13 protein-coding genes are annotated in these 12,142 nt (G+C 63.3%); 4 read left to right on the top strand and 9 right to left on the bottom strand.

What is annotated here, in order from left to right; all coding sequences use genetic code 11:
- Positions 1 to 27: 27 nt before the first annotated feature.
- The 6 genes from HS968_RS16740 to HS968_RS16715 form a co-directional block, all read right to left on the bottom strand.
- Entirely contained in the window at positions 28 to 1,092 is a 1,065-nt protein-coding gene (locus HS968_RS16740; RefSeq protein ID WP_182367303.1) for an FUSC family protein, read from the bottom strand.
- Entirely contained in the window at positions 1,089 to 2,420 is a 1,332-nt protein-coding gene (locus tag HS968_RS16735) for a deoxyguanosinetriphosphate triphosphohydrolase (RefSeq protein WP_119692782.1), read from the bottom strand. The genes HS968_RS16740 and HS968_RS16735 overlap by 4 nt, the downstream gene beginning before the upstream one ends.
- Before the next feature lie 72 nt (positions 2,421 to 2,492).
- Positions 2,493 to 3,656 (bottom strand): EAL domain-containing protein, encoded by a 1,164-nt coding sequence (locus HS968_RS16730; RefSeq protein WP_182367300.1) that lies wholly within the window; start codon positions 3,654 to 3,656, stop codon positions 2,493 to 2,495.
- A gap of 100 nt (positions 3,657 to 3,756) precedes the next feature.
- A complete protein-coding gene (locus tag HS968_RS16725; RefSeq protein WP_119692780.1) occupies positions 3,757 to 4,059 on the bottom strand; it encodes a hypothetical protein in 303 nt (100 codons plus the stop codon).
- Positions 4,056 to 4,415: a phage holin family protein gene (locus tag HS968_RS16720; RefSeq protein ID WP_119692779.1), complete on the bottom strand. Its 360-nt coding sequence runs from the start codon at positions 4,413 to 4,415 to the stop codon at positions 4,056 to 4,058. Before HS968_RS16720 ends, HS968_RS16725 begins: the two co-directional genes overlap by 4 nt.
- Before the next feature lie 8 nt (positions 4,416 to 4,423).
- A complete protein-coding gene (locus tag HS968_RS16715; protein WP_182367297.1) occupies positions 4,424 to 4,741 on the bottom strand; it encodes a DUF883 family protein in 318 nt (105 codons plus the stop codon).
- 370 nt (positions 4,742 to 5,111) lie between these two features.
- On the opposite strand from HS968_RS16715, the gene HS968_RS16710 reads away from it, so the two are divergent.
- Positions 5,112 to 6,320: an ammonium transporter gene (locus tag HS968_RS16710; RefSeq protein ID WP_182367295.1), complete on the top strand. Its 1,209-nt coding sequence runs from the start codon at positions 5,112 to 5,114 to the stop codon at positions 6,318 to 6,320.
- A 242-nt stretch (positions 6,321 to 6,562) separates the two neighbouring features.
- On the opposite strand, the gene HS968_RS16705 is transcribed toward HS968_RS16710, so the two are convergent.
- The 3 genes from HS968_RS16705 to purM are packed head-to-tail and all read right to left on the bottom strand — an operon-like array spanning position 6,563 to position 8,990.
- Complete coding sequence (locus HS968_RS16705; RefSeq protein WP_119692776.1) at positions 6,563 to 7,279, bottom strand: DUF3108 domain-containing protein; 717 nt, start codon at positions 7,277 to 7,279, stop codon at positions 6,563 to 6,565.
- Positions 7,280 to 7,287: 8 nt separating this feature from the next.
- The gene (gene purN / locus HS968_RS16700; RefSeq protein ID WP_119692775.1) at positions 7,288 to 7,932 is read right to left on the bottom strand and encodes a phosphoribosylglycinamide formyltransferase; all 645 of its coding nucleotides are present in this window, start codon (positions 7,930 to 7,932) and stop codon (positions 7,288 to 7,290) included.
- Positions 7,932 to 8,990: a phosphoribosylformylglycinamidine cyclo-ligase gene (gene purM / locus HS968_RS16695; protein ID WP_119692774.1), complete on the bottom strand. Its 1,059-nt coding sequence runs from the start codon at positions 8,988 to 8,990 to the stop codon at positions 7,932 to 7,934. Before purM ends, purN begins: the two co-directional genes overlap by 1 nt.
- Before the next feature lie 245 nt (positions 8,991 to 9,235).
- Between purM and HS968_RS16690 the strand changes: the two genes are divergently transcribed.
- From HS968_RS16690 to hda, 3 genes are all read left to right on the top strand, one after another.
- On the top strand, positions 9,236 to 10,276 hold the full coding sequence (locus HS968_RS16690) for a DUF2066 domain-containing protein (RefSeq protein WP_182367293.1): 1,041 nt from the start codon (positions 9,236 to 9,238) through the stop codon (positions 10,274 to 10,276).
- Between the two features lie 72 nt (positions 10,277 to 10,348).
- On the top strand, positions 10,349 to 11,440 hold the full coding sequence (locus HS968_RS16685) for an AI-2E family transporter (RefSeq protein WP_119692772.1): 1,092 nt from the start codon (positions 10,349 to 10,351) through the stop codon (positions 11,438 to 11,440).
- Complete coding sequence (gene hda / locus HS968_RS16680) at positions 11,437 to 12,141, top strand: DnaA regulatory inactivator Hda (protein WP_106736295.1); 705 nt, start codon at positions 11,437 to 11,439, stop codon at positions 12,139 to 12,141. Before HS968_RS16685 ends, hda begins: the two co-directional genes overlap by 4 nt.
- Position 12,142 lies beyond the last annotated feature (1 nt).

Below are 12,142 nucleotides of genomic sequence, written 5' to 3'. Positions count from 1 at the left end.
TGAAGAGTGAGCGAATCTGCCGAAACGTTATAAAGGCTGCTGCGAACCATCCTCGTTCTTGTTCGACTTGTTCAGTTGCAGGCGTAGTCCGTGTACCAGCAAGGCTACTGTCAGGGTCAGGGCGACACCGATCAGGGCGTTGAGCAGGCGCACTTCGGCCAGGTGCCAGTCCTGTGCCAGGCTCTCGGCCAGCAGTACGAAGCACAGGGTGGTCTGCAGTACGAAAAGCCCATAGTGGTTGGCCTGCAGCGCACGGCTGAGGATCACCAGCACCAGCAGGGTCATCACCATCAGCGGCGGGCTTTGCAGGCTGTGACCGAAGAGGATCAGCAGACCAGCCGCTGCCAGACTGGCCAGGCTGGCTTGCAGGGCACGCACCAGGCTGCCCTGGAATTCCAGTTGCAAGGTGCTGATCACTGTCAGGGTCAGCCAGTAACCACGTGACAATCCGGCCAGGTTGACGATCAGCCCCGATGCGGCGAAGGCCAGCATGCACGCCAGGGCATGCAGACGCCATTGCTGGCGTGGCAGGCGCTGGGCGTGGCGCTTGAGCACCTTGAGGATGGCCAGAAAGCGCGGCATGTACGGCCACATGCGCAGGCCGTGGAGGCCACGCAGGCCGAAGGCCAGCAGCATCACCCAGAGTCCGCCGAGAATGAACAGCATGGCCACCGCATAAGGGTTGTGCAGGTTGCCGATGCCGAACTGTCCCTGGCCGAGGCACAGGCAGATGCACAGGCCGATGCCCAGCTTGCCGGCCTCGCTACCGAAGCGTTGCAGCCAGGCCAGCAGCAGGCCGAAGGCGGCGAAGATGCCCAGGCTGATCAGCGGGTGACTGCCGGCCCAGAAACCGAGGCCTGCGCTGCAGGCGCCGAGACCGGTGAGCAGCAACATGCGCAGCATGCCAAAGCGGTGCAGCGGGTTGGCCTGGGCGGCCTGGAAGGCGCCTGCCGAGGCCCAGAGAAAACCGCTGTGCGCGGTGGTCAGGCCGAGCAACAACGGCAGAGCACAGCCTAACCCGGCGACCACCGCCGGGCCCCAGGCCGGTGGTCCGGCATGCCAGGTGAAGCTGTTGCGAATCAGGTTCTTCATGGGGTAACGGAACGTCCGGTCATCTCCCTTGCCATTTCCGTAGCGTAGCTGTCGGTCATGCCGGCGATGAAGTCGATCACGCGCATGAACGAGCGGTACAGTGGCCAGCCCGGTTCGGGAGCGTAGTAGCTGAGCAAATCGAGAATACGCCGGTGCTTGAATGACGGCGCACGTCCGCCGTGTTGTTCCAGCACCGCGCCGCAGAAGGCGTTGAGCAGGATCTCCAGGGTGGTGTAGGCGCCGATCTCATGCAGGGTCTTGCGCTTGTCGTGGAAGATCTTTTCCCGGGCCAGCAACTTGGCGCTCTGCACGCAGTGTTTCGCCGCGCCATGCATGTGCTCGACCAGGTCGCCCTGCAGGCGGCCGGCAAGCAGGTCATGCTGCTGCTCGACGAAGGCTCCGGCGGCGGCATTGGTCAGGTGTTCGATGGCCTTGCCGCGCAGGATCGCCAGTTTGCGCCGACGTGAATCCTTGGGGCCGAGCTGGCGATAGGTTTCCGGCAGGTCGTCGCCGACCAGATCGAGTAGCAGCGCTTCCACTTCGCTGTAGTCGAGCAGCTCCATCTCCACGCCGTCTTCCAGGTCGATCAGGCCGTAGCAGATGTCGTCCGCCGCCTCCATCAGGTAAACCAGCGGGTGACGCGCCCAACGCTGTGCTTCCAGTTGCGGCAGCTCCAGCTTGGCGGCGATCTGTTCGAGCAGTGGCAGTTCGCTCTGGTAGCAGCCGAACTTGTGCTTCTTGTAGCCCTGCGCGTCTGCGTGGCGGGCTGTCCAGGGGTATTTCAGATAGGTGCCGAGCGTGGCGTAAGTCAGGCGCGTGCCGCCATCGAACTGGTGATATTCCAACTGGGTGAGCACGCGAAAGCCCTGGGCATTGCCTTCGAAATTGAGAAAGTCGGCGCGCTCGACATCGCTCATCGCGTCCAGCCAGCCCCGGCCGGCCGCTTGCTGGAACCAGTAGCGAATGGCGTCTTCGCCGGAGTGGCCGAAGGGCGGATTGCCGATGTCGTGGGCCAGGCAGGCCGACTGCACGACCATGCCCAGATCGCTCGGCGTACACCAGTCCGGCAGGTCGTCGCGCAGCATCTCACCGACGCGCATGGCCAGCGAGCGGCCGACGCAGCTGACTTCCAGCGAATGGGTCAGGCGGGTGTGGATGTGGTCGTTGCTCGACACCGGATGCACCTGGGTCTTGCGGCCCAGGCGGCGGAAGGCGCCAGAGAAGATGATGCGGTCGTGATCCTTGTGGAAGGGACTGCGCCCCAGTTCTGCCGAGCTGGGTGCGGGTTTGCCGAGACGTTCACGGGTGAGCAGGGTGTGCCAATCCAAGGCCGATCCTCGCCGGGTTGATCCAGGCCCCTAGCTTGGGTGTTCGGGCAGCAGCCTGCAAGCCTGGGTTGCCTAAAGACCCGCGGCGTCGATATCGACCAGCAGCAGGCGGCGGCCGTTGTCGATGAACTGGCCGGCGGTCAGGCAGTACTGGTTGCTGGTGGCGTCGCGGTAGGTGGTGGACAGCGTCAGGCGGCGTTCTTCCCAACCTTCTGCAAGCAATTGATAGAAGTAGGGGCGCCATGACCAGTTGTGCCCGAGGTAGCGGTCGTCGGCCTGCCAGCTCTGCTTGCGCCATTCCAGGTTCGGCGTGAGCTGGGTGCCATGGCGGTCGCATTGATAGATGCGCAGCAACCAGGGGTAGTTGTCCGGAGCTTTCAGGCTGGTTGCCGGTGCGCCACTTTCGGCCCATAGCCTCAGTTCGCTCATCAGTTCCGCCAGTTGCTGACGCAGGCTGACCAGGCGCGCGCGCTCGGCGAGTTTCTGCTGCACGTAACTGTCACGCAGGCGGGCGAAACGTCCGACGAAGGCATCGCTGGCGAACAGTGCTTCTTCCGGCCTGGCGAACAGGAAACCCTGCACGTAGCGAGCGCCGCACTCCAGGGCGAAGTTCAGCTCGGCTTCGGTTTCCACGCCCTCGGCGATGATCCAGCAGCCGGTCTTTTCCGCCATTTGCGCCAGCGCCTTGACCACTTCACCGCTCGGCCCGCCGCGTGCGGCCTCCTGAAAGAGGCGCATGTCGAGTTTGAGAATGTCCGGCTGCAGGGCCAGCACGCGGTCGAGCTGCGAGTAGCCGGCGCCGAAATCGTCGATGGCGATGCGTGCGCCGGCTTCGCGGTAGCGCGACACCACGTCGGGCAGACGCTGGCTGGCGCCGCCGAGTTCGGTGATTTCGAAAACGATGCGTGTCGGGTCGATGCCGCTGCGTTGTAGCTGGATCAGGCTGGGTAGCGGTTGTGCCGGGCGCAGGCGACTGATCCAGCGTGGCGAGATGTTGAGGCTGAGGAACCAGTCGCTCGGTGCCTGGTGGAAGCGGCTCAGTGCATCCTCGCGCACCTGACGGTCGAGGCGGCGCAGCGCGGCGGGCGGGGTTTTCGGGTCGGCGAAAAGCGGCCCGGCCGAGTGAGCCTGGCCATTGGCATCGCGCAGTCGAGCCAGCGCCTCGACACCCGCGATACGACCGGTCGCGGTGTCGATGAAGGGTTGGAAGACGGCAAACGGCAGTCCGTCGAGCACCTGGAATCCTTAGCAGCGAGCGGTTGATCCGCCAACGTGGCGGTTTGATAGCTCAATCTAGCAAGATTGCGGCCAGCCCAGGTCTAGACCAATGTCGGGTTCAGTCGATGCCGCTTTGCCGGCGCCGGAGGAGTGGCGCGATGATCAGCGCCAGGCGCAGCCAGCGCCGCCAGCCGCGCTTGCCGCCGAGCAATCCAGCCAAAGCCAGGGCGCCTCCCGTGAGCAGAAATGGTGCATTGCCCTGGCGCAGGCGTTGGCCGTAGTCACGCACCTGCTTGAGTGGCTGGGTGATCTGCAGCACTTCGTGGCGAAGCTCCTGGCGGTGCATTTCCAGGCGCATGCGCAGCACGGCCTTGCGCAATTCGCGGCGTGAGGCGCCTGGGGGCAGGGTGGGAGTCGTCATGGCAGCAGTTGCTCGCGGTCGCGTTGCAGTTCTTCGAGGCTGGCGCTGAAAGGGGCCGCCGCGTTGCGCAGGCTGAGGAGTAACCAGGTGCCACAACCCAGCAGGCCGAAGCCATAGAACAGGCACAGGCCTGTGGCCACCGCCAGGCGATGGGTTTCCCAGTAGACGATCAACAACAGGGCGGACAGGCCGATCAGCAGGAGCAGGGCGAAAGCCAGGCACAGCCCGCCCAGAAGCAGGGCTCGCAATGCCTGGTTGCGCTGGTCTTCGAGTTCGTGGGCCAGCAGCGCCACATGGCCCTGGAGCAAGCCCAGCAGGGCTGCCCCCAGGCGCCGTGGCGATGGCCCGTTGGACATGGGAGCTGTCAACGTCGGCTGATCAGCAGGCCGAGTACCAGGCCGACGGCGGCCGAAAGGCCCAGCGCCTGCCACGGGTGTTTGTGTACGTAATCCTCAGTGGCGTCGACGGCCATCTTGCCCTGTTCGCGTAGGCCGGCTTCGGCGTTGTGCAGGGTTTCACGGGCGCGGCCCAGGCTGCTGCGGATATCGTCGCGCAGTGCTTCGGCCTGTTCGCCGGCGAGGCTGGCAGAGTGCTGGAGGAGCTTCTCGGTGTCGCTGACCAGAGCCTGGAACTCGTCCAGCAGGGCGTCCTTGGTGCTTGGAGTAGCGGCTTTACGTGGCATGGTGAGCAATCCTCTGCGTTGAGTATGTATGCCTTACGAGTGCGCTGGAGCGCCAGGGTTCCACAAGAATAGTCTGAAAGTGAGTGGGTTGGCGTTTGGTACAGCGCTTGCATTTTGCTGGTGCGTAAAACTCGTCCGGTGCTCTGTGGTGGTGCCTTTCGAGATAAGCCCAGGATGGCATGAGCGACGAATAACCCATTAATTTATAAGAAATAAATACCAGATTTCCGGTTTCTGGATGCGCCATTCTGGAGCTTCCTGCCGGTGCGTTCGAGGGCGCCCCTCAAGATCTTGCTGCATTGCGGTGCAGAAAATCTTCGATATGCCTTCGTTTGGTGCTTTTTCTTCACTGCCGGAGTTTCCTTCCTAGATGGAAAACATCAACAGTGCCGTGGCCACTCTGATCCACGGCTCCAATACCCTGTTCATCCTGCTGGGTGCGATCATGGTGCTGGCCATGCACGCGGGCTTCGCCTTTCTCGAGGTTGGCACGGTGCGGCAGAAGAACCAGGTCAACGCCTTGTCGAAGATTCTTTCCGACTTTGCCATCTCGGCCCTGGCCTATTTCTTCATCGGCTACTGGATCGCCTACGGCATCAACTTCCTTGAACCGGCTGCAGTGCTTACCGAGAACCACGGTTATGGGCTGGTGAAGTTCTTCTTCCTGCTGACCTTTGCCGCAGCGATTCCGGCGATCATCTCTGGTGGCATCGCCGAGCGCGCCAAGTTCGGCCCGCAGTTGTGCGCCACGGCGTTGATCGTGGCGTTCGTCTATCCCTTCTTCGAAGGCATGATCTGGAACGGCAACTACGGCTTGCAGGCCTGGCTCGAGGCGCGTTTCGGCGCCGGCTTCCATGATTTCGCCGGTTCCGTGGTGGTACATGCCATGGGCGGCTGGCTGGCGTTCGGTGCCGTGTTGCTGCTCGGTCGTCGCAATGGTCGTTATCGTGACGGCAAACTGGTTGCCATGGCGCCGTCGAACATTCCGTTTCTAGCGCTGGGCTCGTGGATCCTGATCATCGGTTGGTTCGGCTTCAATGTGATGAGCGCGCAGACGCTCGAAGGTGTCAGCGGCCTGGTAGCGGTCAATTCGTTGATGGCCATGGTCGGCGGTACCGTCGCAGCGTTGCTGGTGGGGCGTAATGACCCGGGCTTTCTGCACAACGGCCCGCTGGCCGGCCTGGTGGCGATCTGCGCTGGCTCCGATCTGATGCATCCGATTGGCGCGCTGGTGACCGGCGTCGTGGCCGGTGCGCTGTTCGTCTGGGCATTCACCGCCACGCAGGTGAAGTGGAAGATCGACGATGTGCTGGGTGTCTGGCCATTGCACGGCTTGTGCGGCATTTGGGGTGGCATCGCCTGCGGTATCTTCGGGATGCAGGCTCTTGGTGGTCTGGGCGGCGTGAGCCTGGCCAGCCAGCTGATCGGTACCGTGCTGGGTGTGGTGGTGGCGTTGCTGGGTGGTTTCCTGGTGTATGGCCTGCTCAAGGCCTCGTTGGGCATTCGTCTGAGCCAGGAGGAGGAGTACAACGGCGCTGACCTGTCGATTCACAAGATCGGTGCGGTCAGCCAGGACTGAGAAGCCATGGGACGCCGCCTGTCAGCGTCTACGGCGAATGAAATTGATAAAGCGTAATACCTGCCATGGATGGTGGTCTTCGTAGGGTGTCGCGGGGCCGCCCAGGCTGTGCGCACCGAAGTACCAGAGGCTATCCTCTGGTGCGCATGGCGCACCCTACGTAACTGAGAGGCTGTCTGTCAGCGTTTGCGGCGGGCAATAAAAAACCGGGCGTTGGCCCGGTTTTTTCGTTTGCTTGCGGATCAGTCGCGACGACCTTCCACCGCCTTGCCGTCGACCGTGCCCTCCTTGAGCATGATCTGGTATTCCTTGCCGTCGGTTTCCACCTGATGCAGGCGAACCAGCAGGTGGCCCCAATCCTTGGCGAACCACAGCACGGTCTTGCGGGTGCTTTGTGTGGGGTCGCGTACGCGCTCGACCTTGATTGCGTCGATCAGGCCAGCCTTGGTGCGTACCACTTCCTCGCCCAGTACGCGGAAGTCATAGGTTTCGATCTCGTCACCGTCGACCACCTGGTAGCTGACGCTCTTCTTGCCGGCAGCGACGTCCTGCTGCAGGGCGATCTGGTAGGTCGACTTGTCCAGCAGGCCGCGGTTGAGCGGGAGGCGCACGGCGTCACCACGATCCGTACCGATCACCTGCTTCTGTTCCCAGTCGAAGTCCTGCTCGACCTTCTTGCCTTTGCCCAGACCACTGCGGTTGAGGCGGTAGGTCAGCGGCAGCAGGGCACCGTTGTCGACGCGGAAGGTGCTTTCTTCGGTGAGGCCGGCGACCAGCATCGAGGCTTCGAAGTTGAGCGTCCAGCGACCGTCGTCCTCGCGCTTGAGGCTGCGCTCGGCGCTACCGCTGACCGGCAACTGCTTCCAGTCAGCGGTGTAGCTGGCAGAGAAGGGCTGCAGTTCATCGGCAAGGGCGGGCAGGCTGAACAGAGTCAGGGCGAGCAGCAGGGCACGACGCATAGAGTCTCCTAGGTTCGAATCGGGTGGCCGCTGGCAGGCAGCGGCATGCCATCCAGCATTGCGCCTTGAGCGCCAAGACGCAAGCGGCCTTCGGCAAACCAGCGTACGGCCAGCGGATAGATGCGGTGTTCCTGCTGGTGTACGCGGCGGGCCAGGCTTTCGGCCGTGTCGTCTGCCTTAACCGGCAGTACAGCTTGTACGACCAGAGGGCCACCATCGAGTTCCTCGGTAACGAAGTGCACGCTACAGCCGTGCTCGGCGTCGCCGGCCTCGAGAGCCCGCTGATGAGTGTGCAAGCCTTTGTGCTTGGGTAGCAGCGAAGGATGGATATTCAGCAGGCGGCCGTTGTAATGCTGGACGAAGCCCGGCGTGAGGATGCGCATGAAGCCGGCGAGCACCACCAGATCAGGCTGGTGGGCGTCGATTGCCTGGATCAGGGCGGCGTCGAATGCCTCTCTGCCGTCGAACTGCTTGTGATCAAGCAGTTCGGTGGCGATCCCAGCCTGTTTCGCACGCTCCAGGCCAAAGGCATCGGCGCGGTTGCAGACCACCGCAGCGATGCGGGCCGGGTTGCCGTCGTGGCCGATGCTGTCGATCAGCGCCTGCAGATTACTGCCTGATCCGGAGATCAGGACGACGACATTACAGGGCATCAGTGGGCTTTCAGGTTGTTCAACTGAACCTGGGCCGCGCCTTCTACCGCTTCGGTGATCTGGCCGATGACCCACGGGGCTTCGCCACTGGCACGCAGGCTGGCAAGGGCGGTTTCGACCTGATCCTGAGCCACGCAGATGACCATGCCGACGCCGCAGTTCAGCACGCGGTGCATCTCGTGCTCGTCGACGTTGCCTTGTTGCTGCAGCCAGTCGAACACGGCCGGGCGCGTCCAGCTGGCCACGTCGATGACGGCCTGGGCGCCTTTGGGCAGGACGCGTGGGATGTTGTCCAGCAGGCCGCCGCCAGTGATGTGGGCCATGGCTTTGACCGCGCCGGTGTCCTTGATCAGTTTGAGCAGCGGCTTGACGTAGATGCGGGTTGGCGCCATCAGCAGGTCAGCCAGGGCTTTGTCGCCGAGTTGTACCTGCTCGATGTCGGCGCCGGAGACTTCGATGATCTTGCGGATCAGCGAATAGCCGTTGGAGTGCGGGCCGGAGGAGGGCAGGGCGATCAGCGCGTCGCCGGTGACGACCTTGGAGCCGTCGATGATCTCGGCCTTTTCCACCACACCGACGCAGAAGCCGGCCAGGTCGTAGTCTTCGCCTTCGTACATGCCCGGCATCTCGGCCGTTTCACCGCCGACCAGGGAGCAGCCGGCCAGTTCGCAGCCGGCGCCAATGCCGGTGACCACGGTGGCGGCCACGTCGACGTTGAGCTTGCCGGTGGCGTAGTAATCGAGGAAGAACAGCGGCTCGGCGCCGCAGACCACCAGGTCGTTGACGCACATTGCGACCAGATCCTGGCCGATGCTGTCGTGCTTGTTCAGGTTCAGCGCCAGGCGCAGCTTGGTGCCGACGCCGTCGGTGCCGGACACCAGAACCGGCTGTTTGTAGCCGGCCGGAATTTCGCACAGGGCGCCGAAGCCACCCAGGCCACCCATGACTTCCGGACGGGCAGTGCGCTTGGCGACGCCTTTGATGCGTTCGACCAGGGCCTCACCGGCATCGATGTCGACGCCTGCGTCCTTGTAGCTGATGGAGGGTTGCTTGCTCATAGATCCGGGCCTTTGAATGGGGAGTTCGTGTAGGCGCCGACGTGGCGCAGGCTCATCCAAGGAGCCCGGCGCGCGTACCGGCTGGCGAAGGCGCGCGATTTTATCAGGCTTGCCCGGTAGCGGCCACTCGCACGCGTGCGCTTCGTCGCAGGCACTGGCTCTGGTTGCCGGGGCTTGAGCGGCTGTTTAAGGTATAGGCCTTTGCGCACGGCTGCCGTGCCACTATCCCTTTGCGAGAGCCCGCCATGCGCCTGTCTGTCCGCCTGATGTTTTTCTGTCTGTCGCTGCTGAGCCTGCCGGCCCTGGCTGCGCCGGTCGCTGGTTTGTATCAGGTACGCGAGGCCGTTGCAGATCAGCAGCCGGAAAGCCGTGATGCCGCCATGCAGAAAGCCTTGCAGACGCTGGTGCAGCGTCTCACCGGGGATGCCAAGGCGTTGCAGAGTGCCGGGCTGGAGGGGCTGCGCAAGGATCCGCAGCAGATCGTCAGTCAGTATGGTTTCGAAGGCGATGCGCTGGTCGTCGAGTTCGACCCGGCCAGTACCGATCGTCAGTTGCGCCAGGCCGGTCTGGCCCTCTGGGGCGCCAATCGTCCGGCCATCCTTACCTGGTGGCTCAATGAATCTCCAGAAGGCAGCCAACTGATCGGCGAAAGCCAGAGCGCAGCGGCAGGGCTGCGTGACGCCGCTCAGCATCGCGGTTTGCCCTTGCGCCTGCCGCTGGCCGATTTGAGCGAGCAACTGGTCGCCACGGGCGATGCATTGATGGCCAATGACCCGCAAGCGCTGCGCGAAGCTTCCGAACGCTACGGCGCCGATGCCTTGTTGGCAGTGCAGGCGACCGAGAGTGGCGGCAGCTGGCAGGCGACCTGGCGTTTGTGGCTGGGTGACGAACGTGAGCAAGGCAAGGCTGAAGCGGCTGATCAGGCAGCGCTGGCCGATGCGGTGATGCTGGCGGTGGCTGAGCGTCTGGCCCCGCGCTTTCTGGTCAAGCCCGGCGCAGCGCAGAGCCTGACGTTGGTGATCGAGGGCGCTGATCTGGGCCGTTTCGCCGCTCTGGAGCGCCTGCTCGAGCCGTTCGCCGCACGTTTGCAGGAGATCGATGGCCAGCGTCTTGTTTATCAGGTCAGTGCCAGCCCGGAGCAACTGCGCGCGCAATTGGCGCTGGGGCAGTTGCAGGAAGTCACCGAACCGTTGGATGCCAGCGAGCCGGTAGACAATCCAGAGAGCGCCGGTGAGCAGGCACCACAGGTGAAACCGCGCAGCGATGAGATGCGCTTCCGCTGGTAGAATTTCTGCAGGGCCAACACAGCCCCGTTACGCGGCGCCTTCCTGGCGCCGTTTCGCATCGAGGACGCGAGCATGACCGATTCCACCCGTTGGCTATGGATGGCTGGGCTGTTTCTGCTCGGCTGGCTGTTGTACTTGTTGCATCCGATTCTGTCCCCCTTCCTGATCGGCATCCTGCTGGCCTATCTCGGTGATCCACTGGTCGACCGCCTGGAGCGCCATCGCCTGTCGCGCACCGGCGGCGTGGTCGTGGTGTTCACCCTGTTCGCCCTGGTGCTGTTGATTCTGCTGCTGGTGCTGGTGCCCATGCTGGGGCGGCAATTGGTGCGCCTGTATCAGTTGGCGCCAGAAATGCTCGACTGGCTGCAGGGCACGGCCTTGCCCTGGTCGCAATCGCATCTGGGTTTGCAGGATGACTTGTTGCAGGTCGATCAGCTCAAGCAGGTCTTTACCGACAACATTGGCAAGACTACTGACGTGCTCAAGGCCGTGCTGGCCCAGGCCACGTCTTCGGGGCTGGCGTTGCTCGCCTGGTTGGGCAATCTGCTGCTGATTCCGGTGGTGAGCTTTTACCTGATGCGCGACTGGGACGTGCTGGTCGAGCGCGTGCGGCGTCTGCTGCCGCGTCAGCGTGAAGGATTGATCGTCAAGCTGACCGGCGAATGCCACGAGGTGCTCGGTGCCTTCCTGCGTGGCCAATTGCTGGTAATGCTGGCGCTCAGCATCATCTACGCCACTGGGCTGATGCTGGTGGGCCTGGAGCTGGGGCTGCTGATCGGCGTGCTGGCTGGCCTGGCGAGCATCGTGCCCTACATGGGCTTCATCGTCGGTATCGGTGCGGCGCTGACTGCTGCGCTGTTCCAGTTCGGCCTCGACCCATATCCGCTGATCGGTATCGGCGTGGTGTTCATGATCGGCCAACTGCTCGAAGGCATGGTGCTGACGCCCATGTTGGTGGGTGATCGCATCGGCCTGCACCCGGTCGCGGTGATCTTCGCGATCCTCGCGGGCGGCCAGCTGTTTGGTTTCACTGGCGTGCTGCTGGCACTGCCGGTTGCTGCCGTGATCATGGTTTTGCTGCGTCATGCTCATGATTTATATAAACTTTCCGGCCTTTACGGAGAGTCCAACAGCGGTTCCGACGAGCCGCCGAGTCCTGCATGAAACCAATCCAGCTGCCTCTGGGGGTGCGTCTGCGTGATGACGCCACCTTCGCCAACTACTACCCCGGCGCCAATGCCGCGGCTCTGGGCTACGTCGAGCGCCTGTGCGAGGCCGATGCCGGCTGGACGGAAAGCCTGATCTATCTATGGGGCGCCGAAGGCGTAGGGCGTAGTCACTTACTGCAGGCAGCTTGCTTGCGTTTCGAGCAGCGTGGTGAGGCAGTGGTGTATCTGCCGCTCGGTGAGGTGGTGCAACACGGCCCGGAGTTGCTCGATAACCTGGAGCTCTGTGAGCTGGTCTGCCTCGATGATCTCGATGCAGTGGCCGGACGCAGCGACTGGGAAGAAGGGCTGTTTCACCTGTTCAATCGCCTGCGTGACAGTGGCCGGCGCCTGCTGCTGGCCGGCACCATGTCCCCGCGTGAGCTGCCGATCCAGTTGCCCGACCTCAAGTCGCGCTTGACCCTGGCTCTGGTTTTCCAACTGCACGAGCTGTCCGACGAGGACAAGCTGCGCGCCTTGCAGTTACGCGCTTCGCGCCGTGGCTTGCAGATGAGCGATGACGTTGGGCGCTTCATCCTTACCCGGGGTGAGCGCAGCATGAGCGCGCTGTTCGAGTTGCTGGAACGCCTCGATCAGGCCTCGCTGCAGGCTCAGCGCAAGCTGACCATTCCCTTCCTCAAGGAAACCCTGGGCTGGTAGA

Origin of the sequence: Pseudomonas berkeleyensis (assembly GCF_014109765.1) — a bacterium.
Taxonomy (GTDB): Bacteria; Pseudomonadota; Gammaproteobacteria; order Pseudomonadales; family Pseudomonadaceae; genus Aquipseudomonas; species Aquipseudomonas berkeleyensis.
The sequence above is the reverse complement of the archived record's forward strand: the minus strand, read 5'-3'. Positions and strand labels throughout refer to the sequence as shown.

Bases quoted from the DNA above. Each gene is read 5' to 3' on its own strand.
- HS968_RS16715 (WP_182367297.1), bottom strand. From the start codon at position 4,741: ATGCCACGTAAAGCCGCTACTCCAAGCACCAAGGACGCCCTGCTGGAC.
- HS968_RS16690 (WP_182367293.1), top strand. From the start codon at position 9,236: ATGCGCCTGTCTGTCCGCCTGATGTTTTTCTGTCTGTCGCTGCTGAGC.
- purN (WP_119692775.1), bottom strand. From the start codon at position 7,932: ATGCCCTGTAATGTCGTCGTCCTGATCTCCGGATCAGGCAGTAATCTG.
- HS968_RS16705 (WP_119692776.1), bottom strand. From the start codon at position 7,279: ATGCGTCGTGCCCTGCTGCTCGCCCTGACTCTGTTCAGCCTGCCCGCC.
- HS968_RS16725 (WP_119692780.1), bottom strand. From the start codon at position 4,059: ATGACGACTCCCACCCTGCCCCCAGGCGCCTCACGCCGCGAATTGCGC.
- HS968_RS16740 (WP_182367303.1), bottom strand. From the start codon at position 1,092: ATGAAGAACCTGATTCGCAACAGCTTCACCTGGCATGCCGGACCACCG.
- hda (WP_106736295.1), top strand. From the start codon at position 11,437: ATGAAACCAATCCAGCTGCCTCTGGGGGTGCGTCTGCGTGATGACGCC.
- purM (WP_119692774.1), bottom strand. From the start codon at position 8,990: ATGAGCAAGCAACCCTCCATCAGCTACAAGGACGCAGGCGTCGACATC.
- HS968_RS16685 (WP_119692772.1), top strand. From the start codon at position 10,349: ATGACCGATTCCACCCGTTGGCTATGGATGGCTGGGCTGTTTCTGCTC.
- HS968_RS16720 (WP_119692779.1), bottom strand. From the start codon at position 4,415: ATGTCCAACGGGCCATCGCCACGGCGCCTGGGGGCAGCCCTGCTGGGC.
- HS968_RS16710 (WP_182367295.1), top strand. From the start codon at position 5,112: ATGGAAAACATCAACAGTGCCGTGGCCACTCTGATCCACGGCTCCAAT.